Origin of the sequence: Verminephrobacter aporrectodeae subsp. tuberculatae At4, from assembly GCF_000193225.1 — a bacterium.
In the GTDB taxonomy this organism is placed as follows: Bacteria; Pseudomonadota; Gammaproteobacteria; order Burkholderiales; family Burkholderiaceae_C; genus Acidovorax; species Acidovorax aporrectodeae.
Genome location: NZ_AFAL01000807.1, coordinates 1 through 712, shown reverse-complemented (window position 1 = coordinate 712; position 712 = coordinate 1). Strand labels below are relative to the sequence as shown.

Here is a 712-nt window from a genome sequence, read left to right as displayed (position 1 = left end):
CGTTGGCCGTGAGCGGACCCAGCGTGCCGTTGGCGTCGGTGAGCACGATGTCATCGTGCGTGAAGCCGGTGACGGGTTCGCTAAAGGCGAAGGTGACGGTGGTGGTTTCGCCAACGGTGAGCGCGTTGTCGGCCAGGGTGATCGTGGCGGTGGGGCGAACGAGGTCAATGTCGTAGAGAACGTCACGGAAAGTCACTACCCCGGCCTGACCCCTGTTGCCAGCGACATCGGTCATGAAAACCATATCCATGCGGAGGAAATTTCCGGTCGATGAGGCGCCGGAAGTCGGGGCCGTCAGCGTGTACTGCCAAGTAATGCCGTCGGTGGTACGCAGGTTGGACAATGTGCCGGGATTGGCGGTGAGATCGGGGGTAAGACCAAGGTGCGCCAGAGCGAGACTGTCCCGATTGAGCGCTTCGGAGAAGGTGAGGGTGACGGTGGTTGATTCGCCGGCGCAGAGTTTGGTGTCCGCGATGCTGAGGTTGGTCGGATAGGGGCGCTTGGTATCGATGGAGTAGTTGGCGCTGCTGGCGGAGCCGGTACCGGCGGTGCCTGCGGCGTTGCGCACACCGGCCAGGTTGACGCCGATGGTGTTGCTGGCGTCCTCAATGTCGTCCGTGGGCGTGAAGGTGGCGGTCCAGGTTTTGCCGTCGGCGTTGGCCGTGAGCGTGCCCAGCATGCCGTTGGCATTGGTGAGCACGATGTCCTCGCG

General features: G+C 63.2%; 1 protein-coding gene. It reads right to left on the bottom strand.

What is annotated here, in order from left to right; all coding sequences use genetic code 11:
* On the bottom strand, positions 1 to 712 hold a 712-nt coding region (locus tag VTU_RS34070), incomplete at both ends, for an Ig-like domain-containing protein (protein WP_010108796.1).